The sequence below is a fragment of the Streptomyces sp. NPDC002463 genome, assembly GCF_042889835.1.
Classification (GTDB): Bacteria; Actinomycetota; Actinomycetes; order Streptomycetales; family Streptomycetaceae; genus Streptomyces; species Streptomyces nymphaeiformis.
Map to the genome: position 1 here is coordinate 36180 of NZ_JBIARL010000020.1, position 22819 is coordinate 58998.

At 71.1% G+C, this 22819-nt stretch carries 21 protein-coding genes and 6 pseudogenes; 9 read left to right on the plus strand and 18 right to left on the minus strand.

Going from position 1 to position 22819, the window contains the following annotated elements; genetic code table 11:
* Window positions 1–126 precede the first annotated feature (126 nt).
* Window positions 127–441, plus strand: coding sequence for a hypothetical protein (locus ACFYX3_RS32470; RefSeq protein WP_389021387.1), 315 nt, complete (start codon window positions 127–129; stop codon window positions 439–441).
* A gap of 25 nt (window positions 442–466) precedes the next feature.
* Here ACFYX3_RS32470 and ACFYX3_RS32475 read toward each other — a convergent pair.
* From ACFYX3_RS32475 to ACFYX3_RS32505, 7 genes and pseudogenes are all read right to left on the minus strand, one after another.
* Window positions 467–625: pseudogene (locus tag ACFYX3_RS32475) on the minus strand (hydantoinase/oxoprolinase family protein); the annotation flags it as partial.
* A gap of 5 nt (window positions 626–630) precedes the next feature.
* A pseudogene (locus tag ACFYX3_RS32480) lies at window positions 631–744 on the minus strand (hydantoinase/oxoprolinase family protein); the annotation flags it as partial.
* Window positions 745–1190: 446 nt separating this feature from the next.
* Window positions 1191–1427 (minus strand): annotated as a pseudogene (locus ACFYX3_RS32485) (MFS transporter); the annotation flags it as partial.
* 34 nt (window positions 1428–1461) lie between these two features.
* Window positions 1462–1709, minus strand: a pseudogene (locus tag ACFYX3_RS32490) (glyoxalase/bleomycin resistance/dioxygenase family protein); the annotation flags it as partial.
* A gap of 39 nt (window positions 1710–1748) precedes the next feature.
* Window positions 1749–2061, minus strand: a pseudogene (locus ACFYX3_RS32495) (leucine zipper domain-containing protein); the annotation flags it as partial.
* Window positions 2062–2275: 214 nt separating this feature from the next.
* On the minus strand, window positions 2276–3934 hold the full coding sequence (gene ptsP, locus ACFYX3_RS32500; RefSeq protein WP_389021097.1) for a phosphoenolpyruvate--protein phosphotransferase: 1659 nt from the start codon (window positions 3932–3934) through the stop codon (window positions 2276–2278).
* The gene (locus ACFYX3_RS32505) at window positions 3931–4203 is read right to left on the minus strand and encodes an HPr family phosphocarrier protein (protein WP_389021099.1); all 273 of its coding nucleotides are present in this window, start codon (window positions 4201–4203) and stop codon (window positions 3931–3933) included. Before ACFYX3_RS32505 ends, ptsP begins: the two co-directional genes overlap by 4 nt.
* A gap of 321 nt (window positions 4204–4524) precedes the next feature.
* Between ACFYX3_RS32505 and ACFYX3_RS32510 the strand changes: the two genes are divergently transcribed.
* From ACFYX3_RS32510 to ACFYX3_RS32520, 3 genes are all read left to right on the plus strand, one after another.
* Window positions 4525–5286, plus strand: coding sequence for a DeoR/GlpR family DNA-binding transcription regulator (locus ACFYX3_RS32510; protein ID WP_389021368.1), 762 nt, complete (start codon window positions 4525–4527; stop codon window positions 5284–5286).
* Window positions 5283–6242 carry a 1-phosphofructokinase gene (gene pfkB, locus ACFYX3_RS32515; protein WP_389021102.1) on the plus strand — a complete coding sequence of 320 codons (960 nt, stop codon included), beginning with the start codon at window positions 5283–5285 and terminating at the stop codon, window positions 6240–6242. Before ACFYX3_RS32510 ends, pfkB begins: the two co-directional genes overlap by 4 nt.
* A 207-nt stretch (window positions 6243–6449) precedes the next feature.
* Complete coding sequence (locus tag ACFYX3_RS32520; RefSeq protein ID WP_389021105.1) at window positions 6450–8492, plus strand: fructose-specific PTS transporter subunit EIIC; 2043 nt, start codon at window positions 6450–6452, stop codon at window positions 8490–8492.
* Between the two features lie 262 nt (window positions 8493–8754).
* Here ACFYX3_RS32520 and ACFYX3_RS32525 read toward each other — a convergent pair.
* Window positions 8755–8948 (minus strand): annotated as a pseudogene (locus ACFYX3_RS32525) (sugar ABC transporter permease); the annotation flags it as partial.
* Window positions 8949–9366: 418 nt separating this feature from the next.
* Window positions 9367–9963 (minus strand): hypothetical protein, encoded by a 597-nt coding sequence (locus tag ACFYX3_RS32530; protein ID WP_389021108.1) that lies wholly within the window; start codon window positions 9961–9963, stop codon window positions 9367–9369.
* Window positions 9964–10151: 188 nt separating this feature from the next.
* On the opposite strand from ACFYX3_RS32530, the gene ACFYX3_RS32535 reads away from it, so the two are divergent.
* Window positions 10152–10700: a hypothetical protein gene (locus ACFYX3_RS32535; RefSeq protein ID WP_389021111.1), complete on the plus strand. Its 549-nt coding sequence runs from the start codon at window positions 10152–10154 to the stop codon at window positions 10698–10700.
* A gap of 136 nt (window positions 10701–10836) precedes the next feature.
* Here the strand turns inward: ACFYX3_RS32535 and ACFYX3_RS32540 are convergent, their stop codons facing one another.
* From ACFYX3_RS32540 to ACFYX3_RS32555, 4 genes are all read right to left on the minus strand, one after another.
* Entirely contained in the window at window positions 10837–11703 is an 867-nt protein-coding gene (locus ACFYX3_RS32540; protein ID WP_389021114.1) for an alpha/beta fold hydrolase, read from the minus strand.
* Between the two features lie 171 nt (window positions 11704–11874).
* Window positions 11875–12879, minus strand: coding sequence for an NADP-dependent oxidoreductase (locus ACFYX3_RS32545; protein WP_389021117.1), 1005 nt, complete (start codon window positions 12877–12879; stop codon window positions 11875–11877).
* A 137-nt stretch (window positions 12880–13016) separates the two neighbouring features.
* Window positions 13017–14072 carry an aldo/keto reductase gene (locus ACFYX3_RS32550; protein ID WP_389021120.1) on the minus strand — a complete coding sequence of 352 codons (1056 nt, stop codon included), beginning with the start codon at window positions 14070–14072 and terminating at the stop codon, window positions 13017–13019.
* Window positions 14073–14128: 56 nt separating this feature from the next.
* On the minus strand, window positions 14129–14821 hold the full coding sequence (locus tag ACFYX3_RS32555) for an SDR family oxidoreductase (protein ID WP_389021123.1): 693 nt from the start codon (window positions 14819–14821) through the stop codon (window positions 14129–14131).
* Window positions 14822–14938: 117 nt separating this feature from the next.
* Here ACFYX3_RS32555 and ACFYX3_RS32560 point away from each other — a divergent pair, with 117 nt between their 5' ends.
* Complete coding sequence (locus ACFYX3_RS32560; RefSeq protein WP_389021126.1) at window positions 14939–15514, plus strand: TetR/AcrR family transcriptional regulator; 576 nt, start codon at window positions 14939–14941, stop codon at window positions 15512–15514.
* Between the two features lie 32 nt (window positions 15515–15546).
* Window positions 15547–16284: an alpha/beta fold hydrolase gene (locus ACFYX3_RS32565; protein ID WP_389021129.1), complete on the plus strand. Its 738-nt coding sequence runs from the start codon at window positions 15547–15549 to the stop codon at window positions 16282–16284.
* A gap of 137 nt (window positions 16285–16421) precedes the next feature.
* Here ACFYX3_RS32565 and ACFYX3_RS32570 read toward each other — a convergent pair whose 3' ends face one another.
* The gene (locus ACFYX3_RS32570; RefSeq protein ID WP_389021132.1) at window positions 16422–16640 is read right to left on the minus strand and encodes a hypothetical protein; all 219 of its coding nucleotides are present in this window, start codon (window positions 16638–16640) and stop codon (window positions 16422–16424) included.
* A 334-nt stretch (window positions 16641–16974) separates the two neighbouring features.
* Here ACFYX3_RS32570 and ACFYX3_RS32575 point away from each other — a divergent pair, with 334 nt between their 5' ends.
* Window positions 16975–18999: a SpoIIE family protein phosphatase gene (locus ACFYX3_RS32575; RefSeq protein ID WP_389021135.1), complete on the plus strand. Its 2025-nt coding sequence runs from the start codon at window positions 16975–16977 to the stop codon at window positions 18997–18999.
* A gap of 59 nt (window positions 19000–19058) precedes the next feature.
* Here ACFYX3_RS32575 and ACFYX3_RS32580 read toward each other — a convergent pair whose 3' ends face one another.
* The 4 genes from ACFYX3_RS32580 to ACFYX3_RS32595 form a co-directional block, all read right to left on the minus strand.
* Complete coding sequence (locus ACFYX3_RS32580; protein WP_389021138.1) at window positions 19059–19802, minus strand: alpha/beta hydrolase; 744 nt, start codon at window positions 19800–19802, stop codon at window positions 19059–19061.
* 155 nt (window positions 19803–19957) lie between these two features.
* A complete protein-coding gene (locus tag ACFYX3_RS32585) occupies window positions 19958–20395 on the minus strand; it encodes a DUF2267 domain-containing protein (RefSeq protein WP_389021141.1) in 438 nt (145 codons plus the stop codon).
* A 53-nt stretch (window positions 20396–20448) separates the two neighbouring features.
* Window positions 20449–20844 carry a DUF2267 domain-containing protein gene (locus tag ACFYX3_RS32590; protein ID WP_389021144.1) on the minus strand — a complete coding sequence of 132 codons (396 nt, stop codon included), beginning with the start codon at window positions 20842–20844 and terminating at the stop codon, window positions 20449–20451.
* Window positions 20845–20959: 115 nt separating this feature from the next.
* On the minus strand, window positions 20960–21388 hold the full coding sequence (locus tag ACFYX3_RS32595; RefSeq protein WP_389021147.1) for an Hsp20/alpha crystallin family protein: 429 nt from the start codon (window positions 21386–21388) through the stop codon (window positions 20960–20962).
* A gap of 122 nt (window positions 21389–21510) precedes the next feature.
* Between ACFYX3_RS32595 and ACFYX3_RS32600 the strand changes: the two genes are divergently transcribed.
* The gene (locus ACFYX3_RS32600; protein WP_389021150.1) at window positions 21511–22140 is read left to right on the plus strand and encodes a type III effector protein; all 630 of its coding nucleotides are present in this window, start codon (window positions 21511–21513) and stop codon (window positions 22138–22140) included.
* The last annotated feature ends 679 nt before the right edge of the window (window positions 22141–22819 follow it).

Sequence of the window (22819 nt, forward strand, 5' to 3'; positions counted from 1 at the left end):
CCGGAGCACCATCGCCACCGGAACGTGGCTGTGCGAGAAGCACGGTGCGGGAACCTGCTCGGTGCAGCCGGCACAGTCGGCTGGATCCGGCCGCGTCTGGGGTACCGCCACTCCCCGCGTCGAGGGATGCGCATCCTGTTCTTCGAGGACATGCCCTTCCCGAAGGCCCATCTGCCGGTTGCGACGGCCCTCTTCATGGCCTTCGTCATCGAATCGCGGGAGCAGCTCGCCCTCGTCTACGTATCCGGGAGCCTCGGAACCGCCTTCGGCATCGACGAGGGAGCCAACGACTGGGCCCTGTCAGCCCCCGCGCTCGGCATGATCCCCGGCAGCCTGGTCTGGGCCACCTTGGCGTTGGCGACGTCGCAGACACCCCCGGCCGGCTCGGCGGCGAGTCCGTCCGCGGCCCGCCGGGCCGCGGCGGTGTCGAGGGCCGTATGACCGCCGGCGAACCACTCGGGTCCACGCGGCCGAGGGCCGCGTTGGCATCCGTCACGGTGAGCCGCGTGCCGCCCCGTCCACAGCAGGCGGGGCCCGGGGCGGCGTCGGGGGTTTCCGAGCCGACCCGCAGGCCGCCGGCCGCCGCGCAGGCGATGGAGCCGCCGCCCGCCCCGATCGTGCGCAAGTTGACCCGGAGGACTGCATGACCTGGACGGGGACTCCGAGACCGTGCTCGGCCAACCGCTCCTCGATGCGGCCGAGGTAGCGGCGCACCACCGGGCCCGTGTACGCGTCGAGCACGGCGGAGGAGGTTCGCTCGTACTCCCGCCGCTCCCCTCCCCGGCGACCTGGTGCGACAGGACGATCATGACATCCTCACCGAGTTCCACGGCGAGGATGTCCCCCGCCCGAATCCGCCGCGCCACGGCCCGTATACTCTCCGCCGCCCCGCCCGGGAGACGCCCCCGCCCCTCCAAGATCCGGACCGCTCCCGGACCAAACCACTGTCATGGACCTCAGGAGCCGCCGTCTCTGCTGGTCAGCAGAGGTGCGAGGAATGGATCGCCGGTACGCTCCTCATCGCTGGTACCCGGAAGGACGCCCCGCTCCCCGTGCACGACGTCAAGTGGCCGGCGGCTCCGGTGTGGGTGGTCGTGCCGGTGCGGCGGGCGAACGCGTACATCGCGAACGCTGAGAGTGTGAACGCGAGGGCGAGCAGCAGGAAGGGGCGGCTGCAAACCGCCTTCTGCCGCGAACACGGTGAAGGCGAGGCCGCCGGCGAGAGTGACGACGGTGAGGGCGCGGACATGGCCGGGCGCCTGCCAGCGGGTGACGGCGGCGAAAGCGGGCTGGTAGAACACGGCGGCCATCGCGAGCCCGGCCACGGCCCATCCGGCAAAAAAACACCGGCAGGTTGGGGCGAGGGCCACGACCACCAGGCTCAGCGCTCCGAGGGCCGACCCCATGGTCGTGATGGTTCGGGGGCCGTGGGGTCCGGTGTGAAGGTGGGTCATCAGGCGATCAGCAGCAGCCACCAGCCGTGGCCGTGGCCGGTCCGCTCGACCGGTCGCCGGCGGTGGCCGTGCTGGAACAGCACGCGTCGGCCTGCTGCTCGGCCAGGGTGTCGGCGTCCGCCTTGACGACGTACACCCCCACGGCTCGCGGCCGGGTCCGTGGACCCACACCCTGTCCTGGATGGCGTAGCAGCAGGCGGTGTCGTTCTCCTCCGTGGTGGCGAGACCTTCCTGGGCCAGCCGGGCGGTAGCGGCATCCGTACGCGGGTGGGGACGCTCACGTGCATCCCGACACCGGTGGACGGTGGATGCACGCAGGACCAGGATCGGGCCGATCCGGGCGGGCCTGAGCCTGCGGGTCCGTCTCAGGTCGCAGACCCGTTCATTCGATGTCGACTGCTGTCCGGTGCGGGGTCGTGCACGGCCTGCTGGAGCGGTCGGTCAGGCCCGCGTCGCCTTCGGCCTTCCAGCGGCGGATCCATTTGTGGACCGTGGGCCGGAATATGCCCCTCTCGGCCGCCACATGCGCGACCGGACGGCCGGAGCAGACACGTTCGACCAGCAGCCGCCTGCCGTGAACGGTCAGACGGGCATGACGGTGGGACACGAAGACCTCCGTGCGGTGTAGTCCTAGACACCTCCACCACACCGGAGGTCTTCGCCATGATCAAGACCAGTCGGCGTCAACAACGCTCGTGATCAATACATCTGGCCCGCCGCGCCGTAGAGGTTCAGAGGATGGCCGTCGCCGTCTCACGGACGGGCCCGCGGTCCGTCATCGTCGCCGCTGCTGGGAGCCGCGCCGGTCGCGCCGCTTCTCATCAGCCTCCCGTGATCCTCGACCGGACCTTGCCGCGGGCATCGGCGGCGTCATCGGCGAACAAGGCCAGCTCGGCGAGTTCGCGGCACTCCGTGAGGGTGTGGGCGGCCAGTGCCGCCCGCACCTCGGGGAGCGAGGCGGGTGCGGCCGACAGGCTGGTGATGCCGAGGCCGACCAGGACCAGGGCGAGCGTCGGGTCGGCGGCGGCCTCACCGCACACGCCGATCGGACGGCCGTGCTCGGCCGCGGACCGAGCGGCGGCGGCGACCAGTGCGAGCAGGGCCGGCTGCCACGGGTCGAGGAGCTCGGCGAGGGAGCCGAGCGTGCGGTCGGCCGCGAAGGCGTACTGGGCCAGATCGTTGGTGCCGATGCTGAAGAAGTCGCAGACCTCCGCCAGCCGGTCGGTCCGGAGGGCGGCCGCCGGGACCTCGATCATGGCGCCGGCCAGCGGCAGACCGTGCGCGCGGACCCGGGCGGCGAACTCGGCGGCCTCACGCGGGACCGACACCATCGGGGCCATCACCCAGACCTGCGCGGTGCCGTCCTCGGCGGCCTCGGCGATCGCGGCGAGCTGTGTCTCCAACAGCTGGGGGTCGCGAGCGGCCGTCCGCAGGCCGCGGACGCCGAGGGCCGGGTTCTCCTCGTCGGTGGCCGTGGCGAAGGGCAGCGGTTTGTCCGCCCCCGCGTCGAGTGTGCGGACGACGACCCGGCGGCCGGCGAAGGCCGCGAAGACCTGCCGGTAGGCGGCGGCCTGTTCGGCGAGGTTCGGTGCCTCGGCACGGTCCAGGAAGAGGAACTCGGTGCGGAACAGGCCCACGCCCTCGGCGTCGGCCGCGGCCGCGCAGGCCAGCTCGTGCGGCGCACCGAGGTTGACAAGGAGTGCGACCGGATGGCCGTCCGCCGTCCGGCCCGGCCCCTGGACCCGGGCCGTCAGCTCGCGGCGACGGCGCTCCCGTTCGGCGGCCCGCCCGAGCGCCTCCGGGCTCGGGTCGGGCTCGACCACGCCGTCCGCGCCGTGCACGAGGACCTGCCGGCCGTCCTCGAGCTCCATGGCGCCGGCACAGCCGACCACGGCGGGCACGCCGAGCGCCTTGGCGAGGATGGCCGTGTGGCTGGTCGGCCCGCCGCGGACGGTGACCAGGGCCAGCACCCGGGCGGGGTCGAGCAGCGCCGTGTCGGCGGGCGCCAGGTCCTCGGCGACCAGGACGTACGGGTGTCCCGGGTCGGGCAGACCGGGCACGGGCAGGCCCAGCAGGTGCGCCACCGCGCGGTCGCGCAGGTCGTCCAGGTCGGCGACGCGTTCCGCGAAGTGACCGCCGGCGGTGACCAGCGCGGTGCGGAATCCGTCGAAGGCGGTGGCGAGCGCGTGGGCGCCGTCGGTGCCCCGTTCGGCCAGGGCGGCCGCCGCGTCGGCGAGGACCGGATCGGCGGCCATCATGGCCTGCGCGGCGAGCACGTCGGAACCGGGGCCGCGCACGCGGGCGGCTCGCTCGTCCAGATCGGTGACGACCGCACCGAGGGCGGCGCGGACCGCCGCCGCCTCGGCGGCCGGGTCGGCGACGGGCCTCGGTGCGGGCAGCGCGGGTACGGACGCCATCCGGGCGACCGGGCCCGCCGCACTGCCCGTGCCGACGCCGATCCCACGGATCGGATCGCTCATGCCGCTGCGTCGAGGTCGGAGGCGAGCAGGTCGGCGAGCGCCTTCAGCGATTCCTGGGCCTGGTCGCCGGTCGCGGTGAGCTCCAGGGCCTCGCCGCAGCCGGCGGCGAGGGCGAGGACGGAGAGCAGGCTGCGGGCGTCGACCGGGGCCTGGCCCGGACGGCCGACCGTGACCTTGGCCGGCTGGCGGGTGGCGGCCTGGACGAACAACGAGGCCGGGCGGGCGTGCAAGCCGCTCCGGGAGCCGACGGTGACCTGGATCGAGTGCATGGGAGGTCCTTGGAGGAGACGAGCGGAGGAGACGAGCGCCGACCCGGGTGGGATCCGGGTCGGCCGGGGAGTGGGCCACGGTGATCGGAACCCGGTCTCCGCGGTACGGGGGCAGTGGCGGAGGACCGGGCAGACCGTGGTTTCACGCCCGTTAGCGCGTTGTTTCGATTGGTTCTACGTCCGATCGTCGAGCGATGTCAACACATTCGGGCAAACTCAAAGATGAGCGTAAAGCCCGTACGACCTCTTGCTTTTTCGGTCGGGGCGCGTATGGTCGGCCTGAAGCAAGCGTGAACAGACATGAAACGGACCCAATCCCACATGTACGCACCCGAGCGGCAGCAAGAGATCCTCCGCCTCGCGCAGGAGCAGGGCAGGGTGGATGTGCCGACACTCGCCGAGGACTTCGGTGTCACGCAGGAGACCATCCGACGTGACCTGAGCGCCCTCGACCGGGCCGGTCTGCTGCACCGGGTGCACGGCGGCGCGCTGCCCGCCGGAGCGCTGCACCTGGAGCCCGGTCTGGCCGAACGGGACTCCACGGCCGCGACGGAGAAGGAACGCATCGCCAGGGCGGCCCTGGCCCTGCTGCCCAGCGAGGGCAGCGTGATCCTGGACGCCGGGACGACCGTCTCCAGGCTGGCCGGCCTGCTGCCCGCCGACTGCACGCTCACCGTCGTCACCAACGCGCTCCCGGTCGCCGCCCGGCTGGCCGACCGCCCCGGGCTCACCCTGCACCTGGTGGGCGGCCGGCTGCGCCACCGCACCCAGGCCGCCGTCGACGCGTGGGCGCTGCGTGACCTGGCGGACGTCCACGCGGACGTCGCGGTGGTCGCCACCAACGGCTTCTCCGCAGAGGGCGGCCTCTCTACGCCGGACCTCGCCGAGGCAGCCGTCAAACGGGCCATGCTCACCGGTGCCCGGCGGGTGGTCCTGGTGGCCGACTCCTCCAAGTACGGCGCCCGCCACTTCGCCCGCTTCGGCTCGCTGGACCAGGTGGACGTGCTGGTCACGGACACCGGGCTGACCGACGAGCAGGCCGCCGAGATCGAGAACCACGGACCGGAAGTCATCCGCGCATGATCGTCACCATCACCCCGAACCCCAGTCTCGACCGCACCTACGAACTGGGAACCCTCCTCCCGGGCGAGGTCAACCGGGCCTCGCAGGACCGGCTCGATCCGGGCGGCAAGGGCGTCAACGTCTCCCGCGCGCTCACGGCCGCCGGCCACCGCACCAGCGCGGTCCTTCCGCTGGGCGGCCTCTCCGGGCAACTGCTCGCCGACCTGCTGCGCCGCCAGGGCATCGACGTCGCGGCCGTCGCGATCTCGGGCGACACCCGGATCAACGTCTCGATCGCCGAGGACGGCGGCGGCCTCACGAAGGTCAACGCCTCGGGCCCCGAACTCAGCGCCGCCGAATCGGCCGCACTGCTGGCGCTCGTACGCGATGCCCAGAAGACCGGACAGGGCACCGGGAGCGATGTGGAGTGGCTCGCCTGCTGCGGCAGCCTGCCGCGCGGCCTGGCACCCGAGTGGTACGCCGAGGTGGTCGCCCAAGTGCACTCGGGTGGCGCCCGGATCGCCCTGGACACCTCCGGTCCCGCGCTGCTGGCCGCACTCCCGGCCCGCCCCGACGTGGTCAAGCCCAACCGGGAGGAACTCGCGGAGGCCGTGAGCCGCCCGGTCCGCACCGTCGGCGACGCCGTGGACGCGGCCCGGGAGCTGCGCGAGCGCGGCGCCCAGCAGGTCCTCGCCAGCCTCGGTGCGGACGGGATGCTGCTCGTCGCCGAGGAGGGAAGCTGGTACGGCAGCGCACCGGTCGCCGCCGTCCGCAGCGACGTGGGAGCGGGCGACGCCTCACTCGCGGGCTTCCTCGGCGCCGGCGGCACCGGCCCCGAGGCCCTCGCGGCGGCCCTGGCGCACGGCGCCGCCGCCGTACAACTGCCGGGGAGCGTCATGCCGACCCCGGCCGATCTGGACCCGGCCGCGGTGGTCGTGACGGCGGACCTCCCGCTCGACCGACCGCTCCACGGTTGAGAACGGCCTCCTGATGGCGCGTCGACGGACCCGAGCCGAGCACGCCACCCGCGTGGCCGCCGCCACCGCGGCAGGCCGAGCGGGCACCGCGCAGGCGAACGACCGGCGTCTTCCGCCGGAGGCAGCACGCCCGACCGTGTGGGACGGAAGGGCACCGATTCCCGGGGGCAAGGGACACTGTCAGGAACCAGTCGAAGGACCGACACGATGAGCGACACCCTGAGCGACACCAGCGGACTGATCACCCCCGCACTCGTCGACCTCTACCTCGCCCCCCAGGACAAGAACGAAGCCCTCCGCGTCCTCGCCCAGCGGCTGGTCGCCGAGGGCCGGGTCACCGACCTCGACGGCTTCCTCGCCGACGTCGCCGCCCGCGAGGCCCAGGCCCCGACCGGGATGGGTGACGGCATCGGCATCCCGCACTGCCGATCACCCCACGTCACGCAGCCGAGCCTCGCCTTCGGCCGCAGTGCCAGGGGGGTGGACTTCGACGCCCCGGACGGACGGCCCGCCGACCTGATCTTCATGATCGCGGCACCGGCCGGTGCGGACGACACCCATCTGCAGATCCTCGCCGCGCTGGCCCGCCGGCTCATGGACCCCGCTTTCACCGGTGCCCTGCGCGACGCCGAGAGCCCGAACGCGGTCGCGGCGCGGATCAACGGCGAGGAGACGCAGACCGCCGCTCCGGAGACGGCCGAGGCTTCGGAGGCGGTCGCGGCCCTGGAGACGACCGCCGCTCCGGAGACGGCCGCCGCCGACGGCGGGCTGCGGCTGGTCGCGGTGACCTCCTGCCCGACCGGCATCGCCCACACGTACATGGCTGCCAAGGCCCTGGAACTGGCTGCCGCCCGGGCGGGCGCGCGGATCCAGGTCGAGACCCAGGGGTCGGCCGGGACGACGCCGCTCGCCCCCGAGGTCATCGCGGCAGCCGACGCGGTGATCTTCGCCCATGACGTGGAGATCCGGGACCGGGCCCGCTTCGCAGGGAAGCCGACCGTGGACGTGGGCGTCAAGGCCGGGGTCAACCGTGCCGACGACCTGATCGCGCAGGCCGCCGGACTGGTCACCGACGCCGACGGCGGCACACGTACCGCCACCACCCCGGTCGCCGCGCCGAGCGCACCTGCGGGCGAGCACTGGGCGCAGCGGCTGCGCACGTACCTGATGACGGGCGTCAGCTACATGATCCCGTTCGTCGCGGCCGGCGGGCTGCTGATCGCGCTCGCCTTCGCGATAGGCGGCTACCAGATCGCCTCCGCGCCGTCCGTGCTGGGCCACTTCGACTGGACCTCCTCGCGCAGCTGGGCGGCGATGCTGTTCCAGACCGGCAAGACCTCCTTCGGCTTCCTGGTCCCCGTCCTCTCCGGTTACGTCGCCTGGGCGATCGCGGACCGGGCGGCACTGGCCGCCGGCATCGCCGGCGGTGCCATCTCAGTGGCGGTCGGCGCGGGCTTCCTCGGCGGCATCGTGTCGGGCCTGGCCGCGGGCTTCCTGGTGCTGTGGATGATCCGCTGGAACGTGCCCCGGGCGATCAAGGGCATCATGCCGGTCGTGGTGATCCCGCTGCTGTCGGTGGCTGCGGTCGGCTTCCTGATGTTCGTGGTGGTCGGCTCGCCGATCGCCTCGGCGATGAACGGCCTGACCGACTGGCTGAACGGCCTCTCCGGCTCCAACGCGATCCTGCTCGGCGTGCTGCTCGGCGCGATGATGGCCTTCGACATGGGGGGTCCGCTCAACAAGGTCGCCTACACCTTCGCGGCCGGTCTGCTCACCACCGCGGGTACCACCCCGGACGCCGGCAGCCTCAAGGTGATGGCTGCCGTGATGGCCGCCGGGATGACCCCTCCGCTGGGCATGGCCCTGGCGACCGTCGTCCGGCGCGGGCTGTTCACCCCCGAGGAGCGAGAGAACGGGAAGGCCGCCTGGGTGCTCGGCGCCTCGTTCATCACCGAGGGCGCGATCCCGTTCGCGGCGGCCGACCCGCTGCGGGTCATCCCGGCGGGCATCGCCGGCAGCATGACCGCCGGCGGCCTGGCGATGGCCTTCGGCTCCACGCTGCGGGCCCCGCACGGCGGGATCTGGGTGCTCCCGCTGATCGGCAGCCCGTTCCTCTACCTGGTTGCGATCGCGGCGGGCACGGTGGTCACCACGGCGGTGGTGGTGCTGCTCAAGGGGATGCGGAAGACCGCTGCCCCGGCGGCCTCCGCCTCCTCCTCCCTTGCCGGGAAGCAGCCGGCCGTCGTCTGACCCGGCGGGCCGTGGGGCGCCTCCGGGATGACCCGGCAGGCCGGAGGCCGAACCGGTCCGGGGCCCCGGACCTCGGCGGCCCGGTCTTGACGAGGGCGGCCCACTGAGCCCCGAACACCCGTCGATGGAGGGTTGCCCCGCCGGGTGCCCGGCAGCCGGCGGATCCCGGCGATCGGCGCGCGGGGCGAAACCGGTCTGCACCGGGGTGGAGAACGGGCCGCGGTGCCGAGGCACCGCGGCCCGTTCCCATCGGGCGGCCGGGTCAGGAACCGGCCCGGCGCTTGTTGTAGACGTCGAAGCCGACGGCCGCGAGCAGCACCAAGCCCTTGATGACCTGCTGGTGGCCGGTGCCGACGCCGACCAGCGACATGCCGTTGTTCAGGACACCGAGCACCAGGCCGCCGAGTACAGTGCCCACGCGCTGCTGGCGGAGGCGCCACCGAGGAGAGAACGAGCATGTCCGCCCCGCCCACGCAGGGCTGTAGTGCTCGCACGTCCTTCAGGAGGTGCGGCCCCCATGCGCTACGCGACTCGACACCGCCCACCTCGTCACTGCTTCTTGCCAGGATCCGGACCATACGCGGTCCAGTTCTCGATCGACGACGTACTGAATCATCGTTTGTGCTGGTCAGACAGATGCCGCGCCGGTACCGCCAGCAGACGAAGAACCTGTTGGTCAGCTACTCGCCGAAGAAACTCGGCTTCTTCTAGAGGCACGAAAAGAGGCGCCTGACCTGGGCTTTTGCCCGTCAGGCGCCTCTCGCTCGCCTTGCCTAGGGAGGATTCGCGTTTGCGTTGAAACTCCCAGTTCATCCCACCGGTATCCCGCTCCTGACCAGCTCTTCCGGACCAGCCACGGACCAAAACCCCCGGCTCACTGCCCAGGCGTCTCACCCAGGCTGACGCGGTCCCACTCCTCCATGGACTGCTCGATGAGACGGTTGGCCTGCTCCCGGACGCCATCGAGGAACTTGGCGTAGTGGCGGAAGAGGACCTCGATGCTCTGACGCGCGCGGCGAGCGCATTCGGCCGGGTCCACCCCCGAGTACAGCCAGAACGAGATGCCTGCGCGCCTGAGATCGTAGGGCCGCTTGGCCAGCCCGGAAGTGAGCTCCATGCGTGTCAGCACGTACTTCCGCGCCCGCGCCCATGTCGTGCCATAGGCCGCTGGATCCACATAGTTGCCGGCCTGGTTCCGGAACAGCCGACCGTCCGGTGCCACACCGAAGCGTTCGATGTGCGCGCGGAGCTTACGCACGAACTGGGGCGGGATGGGCACAGGCCGAGTCGCGGTAGCTGCGCGACGCTTGAGCGAGTGCACCTCATGCACCGCGCCGTCATCTGTCCACTCCTTGCCTGCGGTGACGACACCACCCGACAGGTTGAGCATGCCCCACCCGGTCTCGGGCAGATGGCACTTCTCAAGCCGGAGGTGAATGACCTCCGTCGGCCGCATCGCCACGTAGTACATGCAGCCGAAGAACGCCTCCAGATGAGGGCCCCGCCCGCGCTGCTGAGCAACTGCCGCGAGGAGCCGCGCAACCTGTGCCGGATCGCGGAGGCGAGCGGGGCCAGCTGGTTGGTCAGGCCCTCGATCGCGTTGCCGGTGAAGAATGCGTCCCGTGCTGCGCTGTCGCTGAACCCGAGGACGAGGGAGGCATGGAATCGCTGGTCATGGGGGTTGTCGTGGGCGAAGTTCGGGGTGTCCCAGAGCTTTTCGCTCCAGGGCAGGAACGGCTGCGTGCGCAGTTCCTTCAACGCTGCGGCGTCGGCGAGCGCGGGAACGAGCTGCTGGTTGACGAACTTCCGGAACTCGCCTGCGCCGACCCCGTCTCTGCGGCGCAGGTAGATCAGGTTGCGGGCACCGACCGTCTCGTCGGGGCCGGCGACGTCGTATCAGCGGGAGGAGTTCGGCGGGCCGACGTAGAGCAGGGTGCGGCGCAACACGTTGATCTCGTCGGCGTGGGCCAGCTTCGTCTGCTTACGCCCTTCAGGGGCGCAAGCGCCGATTGGAAGGTGACCTCGGCGACGCCGTCGATCTTCCGGTCCGCGGGGATCGAGGTCTGCACCCCCTCGGTCGCCGGCCACCGGCCCGGGTTGAGCTCGGCGAGGTGGATCTGTCGGTACTCCTCCAGGCCCGGGGTGGCGGAGATGATCCCTGAGTGCGGTCCCTTCCAGTGGTCCATGCCGGCCTGGCGGGGCTGGTAGGTGCGTACCCAGAGCAGGATCGAGGACGTGAGGTGCTTCTTCTCCACGCCCAGCTGAGCGGTGGACGGTGAGGCGCTCATGGTGCTGCTCTTCTCTTTCTGGTCGCCGAACGTGCAGTGGTGGTGTTCGCCAGAGGTCAACGGGCGAGGAACTCGACCGCGAGGGGGGCGAACTGCTGGTGGTGCTGGAAGATGCCGCCGTGGCCGGAGTCGGGGTAGATGATCAGCTCGCTGTCCTTGATGCGTCGGTGCAGGTCCTCGGAGAGGGCCGACGGCACCATGCGGTCGTTGTCGCCATTGGCGATCAGGGTGGGCTGGGCGAGCTGCGACAGGTCGTCGGGGGTGGAGCGCCCCCATTTCTTGATCGCCTTCAGCTGCGTCTGGAACGCTTTGATCTTGATCTTCACATCGCGGTCGGCAGTGCGCTCTTTGATCCGGTTGACGAACGCGCGCGCGGCGAGCTTGCCGGTGGTGTTGCGGTTGAAGAACAGGAATTCCTTGGGGTCCGACCGGGTCAGGGTGGCGCGCAGCATGTCCCCATACGTGATGGCGGCGACCTTGTCGATGTCCTTGCCGCCCTTGGGGCCTGTGCCGGTGAGGACGAGTTTGCGGACGAGCTCGGGGTGCTTCATCACCAGGGCCTGGGCGATGAAGCCGCCGAGGGAGAAGGAGAAGACGTCGATCTTGTCGAAGCCGAGCGCCGTGATGAAGGTGTAGGCGTCATCAGCCATCGCCTCGATGTTGTCCGGCACCTGGCCCGTGGAGGCCCCGACACCGCGCTGGTCGAAGGCGATGACGTGACGGCCCTTCGCGATGGGGTCGATGATGCGCGGGTCCCAGTTGTCCAGGGTGGCGGCGAGGTGCACGAAGAACACGACGGGGACGCCGCCCTTGGGTCCCAGCTCGCGGTAGGCGTAGGTGACGCCGCCGGCGGTGACGGTGCGGGTCGGGGCGTGGGCGTACGAGGTGATGACGGGTTCGTTCGGGGTGCCGGTGCTGCTCATGGTGGTTTCTCCCGGTGTGTTTCCGGTCGCCCGCCGCGGGGTGGTGGCGGGTCCGCTGGGGCTGATGACGGCCCTGCCGAAGCCGGGCGCCAGGCCCGTGACCAGGCGCATCACGCCTTGCTCGGCGTGGACGGTGAACTGGTGGAGCTGGTCGGTGTCGGCGGGTCTGCCCTACGTCATGGAGACGACGACCTTGCCGGCCTTCGCCCGGCCCTTTTCGACGTACTCCATGGCGTGGAGGGTGTCGTCGAACGGGAAGACGGTGTCGACGACGGGGCGGATCTTCCCGGTGTCGATGAGGGGGGTGAGTTCCCGCAACTGGTCTCCACTGGCCTTCATGAACAGGAAGGAGTACGTCACGCCCAGGCGCCTGGCCCGGCGTCGGGTCTTGGAACTGAGCGCGGTCATGGCCAGGCGGAGGACCGGGTTCACGCCTAGTTCACGGGCGAAGGCCGGGTCGGGCGGGCCCGCGACACTGATGGCGATGCCGCCGGGCCTGAGGACACGCAACGACCTGGCCAGGTTGTCGTCACCGAGGCTGTCGAGGACGACGTCGTAGCCGTCGAGGATCTCGGTGAAGTCCTGGGTCCGGTAGTCGATGACTTCGTCCGCGCCGAGGTTCTTGACCAGGTCGACCTTGGCGGTGCTCGCGGTGGTGGCCACGTGCGCGCCGAGTTCCTTGGCCAGCTGGACGGCGATGGAGCCGAGGCCCCCGGCGCCCGCGTGGATGAGGACCTTCTGACCCGGCTGTACGCGGGCGCGCTCGACCAGTGCCTGCCATGCGGTCAGGGCGACCAGGGGCAGGGAGGCGGCCTCGGTCATGGTGAGGGTGGCGGGTTTGGGGGCCAGGTCGTCCTGGTGGACTGCGAGGAGTTCGGCGAAGGTGCCGATGCGGTCCTTGTCGGGCCGGGCGTAGACCTCGTCACCCACCGCGAAGCGGGTGACGGAGGACCCGACCTGCAGGACCTCTCCGGCGAGGTCGTTCCCCAGGACGAGGGGGAGACGGTAGGGCAGGAACGCCTTGAAGTCCCCGTTACGGATCCTGAGGTCCAGCGGGTTGACGCTCGCCGCGTGGATCTTGACCAGGACGTCGTCGGCGCCCACCTGCGGGTCGGGCATTTCGGCAGCACGCACCCCCGCCTGGCCGCCGTACTTCTCGACCATGAAGGCCCTCATCGTCGTCTCCGTTCCGTGTCCCGTCCGTGGAAGGGGGCGGGGTCTGTGCTCGCCCTGGGCCTCTCCCAGTACGAGATAGTTTGTGTTGTTTTCTTGGCTGCGGCTGGGCGCACCGCGTCCTCAGTCGCGTTCACCCATCAGGCCACCGGCACGACAGGGGCGGTGACGCGGTCGGCTGCGCCTCCCTGGAGGCGGTGCAGGGAGGCACCGATCCCTTCATGGGGCGCGCCGAGCTGCACCGCGCTGACCTCGGTCAGGCGTGTGTACTGCGCGTTGGTCAGCTGGACGTCGAGGGCGCCGAGGTAGCTGTCGAGCTGGGCAAGGGTGCGCGGGCCGATGATCGGGACGAGTGTGGCCGCGGAGCGGGCGGCGCGCTCGCGCACCCAGGCCACCGCTACCTGGGCGGGTGTCACGCCGGTCTCCTGGGCGACGGCCAGGACGGTGTCGACGACGGCGGTCTTCTGGCTGGTGTTCTCGGTGTGGATGACCATGCCCAGGTCGCTCAGACGTCCCTTGGCGGAGCTGCGGTATTTGCCGGTGAGCAGTCCGCCGCCGAGCGGGGACCACAGGGCGGCACCGAGTCCGAGACTCTCGGCCATGGGCAGGAGTTCGCGGTCGGCGGTGCGTTCGACGAGGCTGTACTCGTGCTGGATGCCCACGATCGGGGTCCAGCTCTTCAGGTCCGCGAGGGTGACCGCTCGCGAGGTACGCCAGGCGGGGAAGTTGGACAGCGCGGCATGGTGGATCTTGCCGGCGCTCACCAGGTCGTCGAGCCCGCGCAGGAGTTCCTCCATCGGAGTGAGCTCGTCGGGGAAGTGCACCCACAGCAGGTCGATGTAGTCGGTGCCCAGGCGCTTCAGGCTGGCCTCCACCGAGGCGACCATGTTCTTGCGGCTGTTGCCCGTCCTGGAGATGTCCGGCTGCGGAGCGGAGCCCAGGGCGAACTTGGTGGCCAGGGCGAAATGGTCGCGGTCGGCGGAGATCAGCTTTCCGGTCAGTTCCTCCGACTCGCCGAACTGGTAGCCGTCCGCGCTGTCGAGGAAGGTGCCGCCGGCCTCGGCGAACCGGTCGAAGATCCGGCGTGCCTCGTCCGGCTCGGCGCCCGCGCCCCAGCCGGTGCCGAAGTTCGCGGTGCCGAGCGCGTACTCGGACACGCGCAGTCCGGTCAGGCGCCCGAAGGTCGTATACCGCATGAAAGGTCCTTGTACGAGGGGCGGGAAGGGGGCGCGCCGCGGTGGCGGGGTGAGCGTCAGCCTGCGTTCGGCTGGGGCGCCGCGGACAGGCTCTGCTTGACGTACCGGCTGGTCTCGTCGGCGAGGATCTCGGGCAGGCCGGCCTCGATGCCGTACAGGGCTTGAGCCGCGACGTCGGCGGCGGCGACCTTCTGGTCGGCGGGGACACCGGCGGCCATGTCGGTGTCCATGTAGCCGACGTGCAGCGCCGAGACGGCGATGCCTCGGGGCGCCAGCTCTTCGCGAGTCGCGTCACTCAGCGCCCAGGCGGCGGCCTTGGACGCGGCGTAGGAGCCGAGGGCGGCCGGGTGGAACCAGGACAGGGCGGACAGGACGTTGAGTACGGCACCGCCGCCGTTGCCCTCGATGACGGGGGCGAAGGCGCGGGTCGCGGCGAGCGGGCCGTAGAAGTTGGTCTCCATCTCCCGGCGCACCTCATCGGTGTCGCCTCCGATCAGCGTCGCGCCGGTGGAGATGCCCGCGTTGTTGATCAGCAGGGACACGTCCGACGCGATGCGGGCGGCCTCCCGTATCGATGCCTCGTCCGTCACGTCGAGGCGCAGCGGGACGGAGCCCGGCACATCGACGGTCTCGGGGCGGCGGGCCGCCGCGTACACCTTCGCGCCGCGCTCCACGAGCTGGGCGGCCAGGTGTCGCCCGAGGCCCCGGTTGGCGCCGGTGACGACCGCGACCGCGTTCTTCAGTTCCATGTCTGCTCCTGGTCTTCTGCGGGCGCCGTCGAGTCGTGCACCCCATTTTTGGATTACGACCATAATCTAAACACGGGGATACGATAGATGCCAGTCGACATCCAAATGGAGGTGGCCATGGGCCGCGTATCGCAGGCGCAGGCGCAGGAGAACCGCAGGCGGGTGGTGGAGACCGCCTCCCGGCTGTTCCGGGAGCAGGGCACCCACGTGAGCGTTGCCGACCTCATGAAGGCGGCCGGCTTGACCCACGGCGCCTTCTACAAGCAGTTCGCCTCCAAGGAGGCGCTCGTCGACGAGGCGACCGCCCACGCCTTCGCCGAGCTCGCCCGGCGTCATACGGCCGGGCTTGAGCAGTACGACGGGCAGCGCGATACCGCTCAGCGGGCCCTGATCGACGCCTACCTCTCCGTCGAGCACCGTGACGACCCGGCGGACGGCTGCCCGGTCGCGGCCCTCGCCGTCGACGTCGCACGCGGGGATGAGGACTGCGAGGCCCGTCGCACCTACACCGAGGGGGTGGCCGACTTTGCCGCGTTCCTCGCCCCGGTCGGGGCCGCGGGGGAGGGCGAGGACGGCATCGCCCGGCTGTGCACCTTGTTCGGTGCGCTGGTGCTGTCCCGGGCCACCGCGGGTTCCCCACTCTCCGAGGAGATCCTCACCGCCGCGCACACGGCCCTGACGGAAGCCCGCTGACCGGGGTCTGAGCCCCCGGCACCGCGCGGCGCGTGCGCGCCGGCCGCACCCACCGTCGACCATCGCGGGCACCCGCGAGGGGCTGTGATCGCCCCCGGTCGGCGGTAGCGCTGCCGGCCGGAGCATCACCGGCGTCAGCGCGGCCCTCGCTCCCCGAAGGAACCACGCCCACCGTCGAGGCGCTGGCCGCCGCCGAGTGGCTCCCCAGCGCCGGCCTCACCCGCCCGCCCGTCGTGGGGAACTCCCTTGGCGGGGCCGTCGCCCTGGAACTGGCCCGCAGCGGCACGGTCGGCAGCGCCGTCACGCTGTCCCCCATTGGGCTGTGGACCCGCCCCGAGGCCGCTTACGCTCTCGGTTCGCTCCGCGTCGCCCACGTGATGGCGCGAGCCTGTGCTGAACGCCCCCATTGGATCGCCGAGCACCCGATCGGGCGCACCGTGGCCTTCTGGCAGCTCGCCGCCCGGCCCTGGCGGATCTCGGAGGCGGCGGCCGCCGGTGCGCTGCGCAACGTGGCCCGCTCGCCCGGCTTCGAGCCAACGCGGCGCGCTGTGCGCGCCTACCGGCTGCGGGCCTTCATCCCTGAGGTCCCGGTCCCGATCACGGTCGGCTGGGGCACACGGGACCTGATGACCCCACCGCACCAGGCACTCAGGACGGCACGACTGCTTCCGGGTGCCCGGCACGTCTCGCTCAAGGGCTGCGGGCACTCACCGATGTCCGACGACCCCGAGCAGGTCACCCAGGTGGTGCTTGACGCCATCAGCGGCTGACCTGGCAAAGTGCACGGGGCGGCGACGCTGGATCGAGTCCCAGCCGATCGTCTTGGTCGACAGCATCGGCGCCAGGTTCGGCCACTTCTCGTCCTCCCCGTCCGCTGGCCGGTACAGACAGGCTGGGGCGACGCTCTTCAGCCGGACAGCACGTTGAAAGCGAGCACGTGGGCGAAGGCGAACCCGACGATGGAGGCGCCGCGCGTGTCGGTGCACACCGTGCTCGCCCTCCTGGGGACGCAGGACACCGACCGCTTCCAGGGCGAAGCGTCGACGAACCCCGCCCCGGAGTCCTGGACGGCGAATGCGGCGGCCATGGCGAGCGGCGCGCCGAGGCCCAGGACGGCGCGGGCCAAGAGCGGTGGCCGGCGGTCGCGTCATGGGCAGGGCGACGATCCGGAACACGGCTTGTGGTCCCGGCTCGGGGACCAGCCCGGCGTTGGCCATGGTCGCCTCCGGTCTCGGTCTTCGAAGCCCGTATCCACCTCACGCCAGCGCACACCCGCCTACTGCCGTCGTGATGTCCGAACCTCGGACGGCGAGCAGAATTGACGTGAGGTCCCCGTCCGCGACGAGTGGCGCACTCGGCTGCGGCGTGTGCGTCTGAAAGGGCACCTGGTGTCATCGAATCCAACGGGGGTGCAGGATCCCGGGCCGCTCTGGTCGGAACCGGGAACCTTGCTGGGGCACGTGGCCGTCGCCGTGCTCGGCATGGATGACGAGGACCGGATCTGCTACTGGGGACCCGGCGCACAGCGACTTTTCGGATACGAGGCCGGGGACGTCCTGTCCAAGCCCGCCGCCACCCTCTTTCCCGCCGCCCCCGTGGACGGGACCAGCGCGGCAAAGCGCCTCGCGGAACGTGGCCGCTCCCTGGGCTACTGGCGGGTAAGAATGCCCGCCCTGCACCAGGACGACACGGTCTTCGACTGCGGATTCCGGGTCTTCCCGGTAACGGGCGGCGAAGGCCGCTCCGTCATCGTCGGCCTGGCAAGCAGGGGCGACGAGCTCGACCGGGTGAAAACCAACCTCGCCTTCCTCGACGCGCTTTTCGAGACGTGCCCGATCGGCCTCGTCATGCTCGACGAGGACCTGCACTACCTCCACCTCAACCAGGCCCTCGCCGACATGGACGGGATCCCGATCGAGGACCACATCGGGCGCCGCATGGAGGACTTCATGATCACGTCCGACGGCGGCGAGTACCAGCGCATGCTACAGACCGTCGCCGACGAGGGGCGGCCCGTCGTGAGCGCGCTGGTCGTTCTTCGCACGCCGGGCCGTCCCGACCGGGACCAGGTGCGATCGGTGAGCTTCTTCCCGTTGAGCCAGGCAGGCGATACGCGGCCGGGATTGGGCGGTCTCCTCGTGGACGTTACCGACCGTGAGCAGGCCATCGTGGAAGCGGCAGCCGGACGGCAGCGGCTGGCTCTGTTGGACCGGGCCGCGGCCCGGATCGGCACCACACTGGACGTGGACGTCACCGCCCGTGAGCTGGTCGAGGCGGCTGTCCCGGAGTTCGCCGACGCTTCCGTCGTGGAGATCGTGGAGTGGATGGACGAACCCGAAGTGTTCGACCCGGACATGCCCCTGGTCACGCGCCGGATCGCATCCCGTACCAGTCTGCCGCCTCCGGCCCCCGAACTCGTCGGCGGACTGGAACGCGTGACCTACCCCCCGGGCTCGACGATCCACGAGACGCTGAGAACGGGCCTACCCGTCTGCGTCCCCGTGAACGAGGAGTTCATGACACGGACCGTGATCCACCAGGCCCGCGGCCGGCTGCTGATCGACAGCGGCCTGACCTGCCTCCTCATCGCTCCCCTCATCGCCCGGGGCACGGTCCAGGGAATCACCATGTTCGGCCGTTCCGCCGCCCGCCCGGTCTTCACCGAGCAGGACCTCAGCCTGGCCGGCGAACTCGCCTCGCGCGCCGCCCTGTGCCTGGACAACGCCCGCCTCTACAGCCAGGTCCAGGAGATCGCGCTCACCCTCCAGCGCGCACTGCTCCCCACCAACCTTGCGACCAGCCCGTCCCTGCACATCGCCCACCGCTACCTCCCCGGCAGCCACCTCACGGAGGTCGGGGGCGACTGGTACGACGTGATCGACCTGCCGGGCGGCCGGGTGGCCCTCGTGGTCGGCGACGTCATGGGACACGGCGTACCGGCGGCCGCGGCGATGGGCAGGCTACGGATCACCGCCAAGGCACTGGCCCGCCAGAGCCTGGAACCCGACCTCCTCCTCGGGGAACTCGACGCCTGCGTCCAGGAAGCGGGCATCGAGCTGGCGACCTGCCTCTACATCCACTACAACCCCGCGACGGGCCGGGCCCGCATCGCGAACGCCGGCCACCCCCCGCCTCTCGTACGCGAACCGAACGGCACGGTGAGGATCATCGACGACGTACTGGGAGTCCCCCTCGGTGTCGGTGGCTTCCCCTTCGGCACGATCGAGATCGCACTCCACGAGGGAGACATCCTGGCCCTCTACACCGACGGCCTCATCGAGGCGCGCGGCAAGGACATCGACGAGGGCATCGAAGCTCTCCGCACCCAACTGGTCGGCGTCACCGGTACGTTGGAAGAGAAGGCGGACAGCATCCTCACACACCTCCTACCGGCCGGCCCGACCGACGACACCGTGCTCCTCCTCGCCCAGGTCACTGAGCGTCGTCGTCCGTCGGCCTCGACACCGACGGACGACGAAGCCTGAGTCCGGGCGGGTCGAAGACGCGTGGGAGACGACGGCCTTCGGCCCCCGGGCACCGGGCCTTACGTGGATTGCGTCGCAGAGGTCAGCTGCCTGCGCAGCCAGTTGACGCGGGCCGTCCGGGCCTCGTGGGCGAGCGCCGACTGGGGCAGCAGTTGTTCGAAGCCGTGGTAGCCGCCGGACCACACGTGCAGTTCGGCGTCTCCGCCCGCTCGCCAGAGTCCATCGGGGTACGCGATGACCTCGTCGCGGAAGGTGTCGACGGTGCCGACGTCGAGGTAGGCCGGTGGGACGCCGGACAGGTCGCCGGCTGAGGTCGGGGAGGCGTACGGGGAGATGTCCTCCCCGTGGTCGCGTCCGGGCAGGTAGGCGGTCCAGCCGGTGTCGTTGGCTTGGCGGTTCCAGAAGGGCTGGCTCGCCATCTGGTGGCTGGAGGGGGTGTCGTTGCGGTGGTCCAGCATGGGGCAGATCAGCATCTGCGCCGCGACGGCGAGGCCTTTTCGGTCGCGGGCGAGCAGGGCGACCGCTGGCGCCAGTCCGCCGCCGGCGCTCGCGCCGCACAGGAGGACCCTCCCGGGGTCAGTGCCGACTTCGGCCGCGTGGGCGGCGGTCCACTCCAGGCCGGCGAAGCAGTCGTCCACCGCTGCCGGATAGGGGTGCTCGGGTGCGAGCCGGTACTCGGCGGACACCACCGCCAGGCCGGACTCCTGGGCGATGTCGAGTACGGCTCGCATGGACGACCGGTTGCTCCCGGCGATCAGTCCCCCGCCGTGGATGAAGTACAGGACGGGTCGCAGCGGTTCCACCCGCGTTCTCGACGTGGCCGCTCCTCGAGCCGGAACGCATTGACCTCCGTTCCGGTTCCCGCCTGCGGTGCCGGCTCCGCGACGGCTCCATCGCTGAGTTCGCTCTGCCGTGAGGCGAGCGAGTGGTCGTGGGGCCGGTCGCAGCGTGGTCTTCCCTACGCGGCCCTGGTGAGCTCGGGGCGGCCGAACAGCAGCGCGTAGCCGGTGGGGAGCTGTTCGAGGATGCGAGTGGTGAGGTCGGGGCCGGCGTACGCGGCGACGGCCGCGAAAACGGCTCCGGTGTCCCAACGGGTGGTGGCCAGGGAGCCGCCGGAGCGGGCGGAGAGGTCCTTGACGAAGGCCCAGCCGGTCAGGGGATCCATGTCGGGGATCTGAACGGTGAGCACGCGGGCGGCCTCGAAGGGCAGCCGGGCGGCCAGGTCGACACGCTCGTCTCCGGTGAGCTGGCGCCCCAGGCCCGAAAGGACCAGATCGACTGCTTCCTCGGCTCTCTCACGGGTGGGGTAGGCCCCCTCGTAACGGACCTTCTCCAGCATCTGCTCGTACGCCGTCCCGTGAGGCTGCGTCTGGAGAGGTGTGGGCCGGTCGGTCATCACAGGGGTGGTCGCCTTTCTCGCTGTTGCCGGTGCGCGGCACCGGGAGGTGGTCAGGTGGTCTGGGGGCGGCCGAAGAGGAGGTCGTAGCCTTCGGGGAGCTGGAGAAGGATCTGGCCGAGCAGGTCGTCGCCGGCGGTGTCCGCGACGGTGGACAGGACGGCGCTGACGTCCCAGGTGGCGGTCTGTTCGGTGGCTCCCTCGATCCAGGCGGCGGTGGCCCTGACGAACCGCTCCGGCGGCAGGGGTTCTGCGCTCTGGAGAGGGTTGAGCAGGATCAGGGCGAACTCGTCCGGCAGGCGTGCGGCCAGCTGGGCGCGGACCTCGCCGACCAGGTGAGCGCCGAGGAGGGCGAGTACCACCCGGGCCGCCCGGTCCGCCTCGTGCGGGCTGTCGTACTTGCCGCGTCCCTGGACGTGCCCGAGGAACGCTTCGCGTCGCAGTGCCATCGTGGTTGCATCCCGTTCTCTTCGGAGTGCCGATGGGGTGCGGAGGACGGGGTGACGGAGGGGGAGATCAGCTCCCCGTCCTCCGCGTCTGCCCGGCCGGTGTCACCGGGGGGGGTCAACCGGAGATCTCCTTGCGGCCGGCTCCGCCGATGGCGATCTTGCGGCGCTTGGCACGCTCGGCGATCGGGATCCGCAGGGTGAGTACGCCGGCGTCGTAGTCGGCCTTGATCTGCTCGGTGTCCAGGGTGTCGGCCAGCACGATCTGGCGGGAGAAGGCCCCCAGCGGCCTCTCGGACAGCTCCATCTGGACGTCGTCGGCCTTCGCCACCGGTCGCCGCTCCGCCTTGACGGTCAGCATGTTGCGCTCGACGTCGATGTCGATCGCCTCCGCGCTGACGCCGGGCAGGTCGAAGGCCACGACGTACTCGTCACCCTCGCGATAGGCATCCATGGGCATCGGGGACGGCCGGGACCAGGTCGCCGGGCCCATCAGCTGCTGGGTCAGCCGGTCGAGCTCACGGAAGGGGTCAGTGCGCATCAACATGGAAAACACCTCCAGAGGGTCGGGCAGTTGCTGCCAATGCGCCTCACGGAATCCGTTGTAGCATGTCATCCAATGGATGACAAACATGATGTCATCGAGTGGATGACAGGAGGGAGGTGCTCATGAGCCAGGCCGATCAGTCACCCTTGTCCAGCACCGACGTCCACGGTCCGGCGTCGTTCCTCGCTGCTGCGGCCGCCCTGCACACCATCGATCACGCGCTGCGCACCGCCGGTGACGAGCCCGCGGACGCGCCCGGCACCGGGCCGGATCCAGCCCAGGCCCTGGCCTCGCTGATGCTGCTGCGGCAGGTCCGCGAGCAGCTCGCCGGATGGGAGACCGGGCTGATCGAAACGGCGCGTGACGCAGGCGCCAGCTGGGCCGACCTCGCCGAGCCTCTCGGCGTCGCCAGCCGCCAGGCCGCCGAGCGTCGCTACCTGCGCGGCCGGCCCGGCCCGGCCGGCTCCACGGGTGAGGAGCGCGTCCAGGCCACCCGCCGACGACGCGCCGACGATCGCGCCACAGCCGGCTGGGCCCGCGAGAACGCGGCCGACCTGCGCCGCATCGCCGGCCAGATCACCGCGCTCATCGACCTGCCTCCCGCCGCCCGGGGCCCGCTCGGGGAACTCAACACCGCCCTCGCCCACAACGACCCGGCCGAACTCCTCGCCCCCCTGGTCGCCACCCGCCGCCACATCGCGACCGCCCATCCGGACCTCGCTGCCCGCCTGGACACCCTCACGCCTCCCTGAGCACGGTCCCGGAAGCTGCGTGTCCCCAGCCCGGGAGGGAACGACGGCTGCCGACCGTGGGCAGCCCCCGTCCGAGAGGTGGTGGCGCGATCACCACGGGCCGTGGTGGCGGAGGTACTGCTCGCCAGGTTCGCGATCACGGTGCGACGGGGCCCGCACAGGAGCGTCGACATCACCTGGGGTATCACCCTCGCCATGCGGGCCGCGGAATGATGACCGGCATCGCCGCTTCCATGGCCGACCCGGCGGTCGTGGCCTATGACGGACACGAGGGGATCGATCTGCCGTGGCCGGCCCAGTACCTCCTCTGGGCCCAATATCCAGGCGGTGCCCGCCAAGCCGGCCCTAGCCGAGACACCGCCTGACGGCAGTCCCTCGGCTCTTCACCCTCCTCGACGGTCTCTCGCGCCGCTCCCTGCGAGTGATCGGCGACACCGAATGGCACGACTCACCCACCGTGTACCAAGAAGCCATTGACAACGCCTCCAAGGCCGCGTTCTCGCCCGACGCCCACTGCTGGTGGAACACCCAAGCAGCCGGGCAGCTCCCCGCGGCAACTTCCCCGTCGACCTGTGTGGCGGACGGACACTTCGCTCGCTTCGCTCCACCGCCAAGCAGCGCTTCACGAACGAGCACCATGGTCCAGACGATCCCCGGTTTCGGAAACCGGGGATCGTCG

What these genes read in the sequence shown, in the direction of transcription:
- ACFYX3_RS32505 (WP_389021099.1), bottom strand. Translation starts at nt 4,203, where the DNA reads ATGCACTCGATCCAGGTCACCGTCGGCTCCCGGAGCGGCTTGCACGCC.
- ACFYX3_RS32585 (WP_389021141.1), bottom strand. Translation starts at nt 20,395, where the DNA reads ATGACCGACCGGCCCACACCTCTCCAGACGCAGCCTCACGGGACGGCG.
- ACFYX3_RS32545 (WP_389021117.1), bottom strand. Translation starts at nt 12,879, where the DNA reads ATGAGGGCCTTCATGGTCGAGAAGTACGGCGGCCAGGCGGGGGTGCGT.
- ACFYX3_RS32510 (WP_389021368.1), top strand. Translation starts at nt 4,525, where the DNA reads ATGTACGCACCCGAGCGGCAGCAAGAGATCCTCCGCCTCGCGCAGGAG.
- pfkB (WP_389021102.1), top strand. Translation starts at nt 5,283, where the DNA reads ATGATCGTCACCATCACCCCGAACCCCAGTCTCGACCGCACCTACGAA.
- ACFYX3_RS32530 (WP_389021108.1), bottom strand. Translation starts at nt 9,963, where the DNA reads ATGTACTACGTGGCGATGCGGCCGACGGAGGTCATTCACCTCCGGCTT.
- ACFYX3_RS32535 (WP_389021111.1), top strand. Translation starts at nt 10,152, where the DNA reads ATGGAATCGCTGGTCATGGGGGTTGTCGTGGGCGAAGTTCGGGGTGTC.
- ptsP (WP_389021097.1), bottom strand. Translation starts at nt 3,934, where the DNA reads ATGAGCGATCCGATCCGTGGGATCGGCGTCGGCACGGGCAGTGCGGCG.
- ACFYX3_RS32595 (WP_389021147.1), bottom strand. Translation starts at nt 21,388, where the DNA reads ATGTTGATGCGCACTGACCCCTTCCGTGAGCTCGACCGGCTGACCCAG.
- ACFYX3_RS32470 (WP_389021387.1), top strand. Translation starts at nt 127, where the DNA reads ATGCGCATCCTGTTCTTCGAGGACATGCCCTTCCCGAAGGCCCATCTG.
- ACFYX3_RS32600 (WP_389021150.1), top strand. Translation starts at nt 21,511, where the DNA reads ATGAGCCAGGCCGATCAGTCACCCTTGTCCAGCACCGACGTCCACGGT.
- ACFYX3_RS32560 (WP_389021126.1), top strand. Translation starts at nt 14,939, where the DNA reads ATGGGCCGCGTATCGCAGGCGCAGGCGCAGGAGAACCGCAGGCGGGTG.
- ACFYX3_RS32555 (WP_389021123.1), bottom strand. Translation starts at nt 14,821, where the DNA reads ATGGAACTGAAGAACGCGGTCGCGGTCGTCACCGGCGCCAACCGGGGC.
- ACFYX3_RS32590 (WP_389021144.1), bottom strand. Translation starts at nt 20,844, where the DNA reads ATGGCACTGCGACGCGAAGCGTTCCTCGGGCACGTCCAGGGACGCGGC.
- ACFYX3_RS32540 (WP_389021114.1), bottom strand. Translation starts at nt 11,703, where the DNA reads ATGAGCAGCACCGGCACCCCGAACGAACCCGTCATCACCTCGTACGCC.
- ACFYX3_RS32550 (WP_389021120.1), bottom strand. Translation starts at nt 14,072, where the DNA reads ATGCGGTATACGACCTTCGGGCGCCTGACCGGACTGCGCGTGTCCGAG.
- ACFYX3_RS32520 (WP_389021105.1), top strand. Translation starts at nt 6,450, where the DNA reads ATGAGCGACACCCTGAGCGACACCAGCGGACTGATCACCCCCGCACTC.